This is a genomic window from Hymenobacter defluvii, assembly GCF_017589435.1.
Classification (GTDB): Bacteria; Bacteroidota; Bacteroidia; order Cytophagales; family Hymenobacteraceae; genus Hymenobacter; species Hymenobacter profundi.
This window is the reverse complement of the sequence record NZ_JAGETX010000091.1, coordinates 1-827: the sequence shown is the minus strand read 5'-3', so window position 1 is coordinate 827 and position 827 is coordinate 1. Positions and strand designations below refer to the sequence as shown.

1 protein-coding gene is annotated in these 827 nt (G+C 45.5%); it reads left to right on the top strand.

Features of this window, described 5'->3' with window-relative positions; translation table 11 throughout:
- Nucleotides 1-170: 170 nt before the first annotated feature.
- The coding region (locus J4D97_RS23090; RefSeq protein WP_208309639.1) for a hypothetical protein at nucleotides 171-827 on the top strand (657 nt) is incomplete at its 3' end.

The following is an 827-nucleotide window of genomic DNA, read 5'->3' as shown; positions in this document are numbered from 1 at the left end:
GAAAAGCAGTTTGCTAACCGGGAGATAGAAGTGGAGGATATGTTCGTTGTGCAGGAATTCTATTCCCGGGCACGAGTAGCGCGAGAAACGGCGCGGATCAACTACGAAACCTCTTTTCTAATGATGGAAGAGTTGATCGGTATGAAGATCATTGATTTAATGAGCACTAAATGACACCAAAAGAATTTCTTCAACTCCTACGTCGCAATTGGCTGTTGCTGCTGGCAGTTCCTTTAGCCACGGCCGCTTCTATCTTTTTCTTTTCCCGTAAGGAAATAAAGGAATACGCCTCCGATACTACTATTTATACAGGTATTGCCTCGGGCTATAATATTGATAAGAATGGATCCGGTAACGACTATGCCAACGGCAAAGCGTACGCTAACCTGTTGTCTTTGATTAATGCCAGAGAAACGAAGCGGGAGGTAGCACTGCGGCTGCTGGCCCGGCACCTGATGCTGCCCAGCTATGATTCGGCGGTGCTCAGTCCAGAAACATACAGCAAATTTCAATTACTGATTAGGGCCCCTTTGCGGCAGCAACTGACGGGTTCTTCCGTAGAAGAAACAGTCAGCAAACTGGATACTTATCTTAAAACGGATAATAAAAACGTCGTCTATAAAATCCTAAATTCCGAAATTCCTACTTACTCTTTCGCTGCTTTGAGCAAAATTGCTGCTTACCAAGTAGGCAACAGCGACCTAATTAAAATTGAATATGTGTCGGATGACGCTGCTGTGTGCCAGCAGACATTGGTGGATTTAACCCAGGTTTTTATTCGCAGGCACCGGAGCCTGCAAGAAGGCCGTAATGGTTCAGTAATAGGC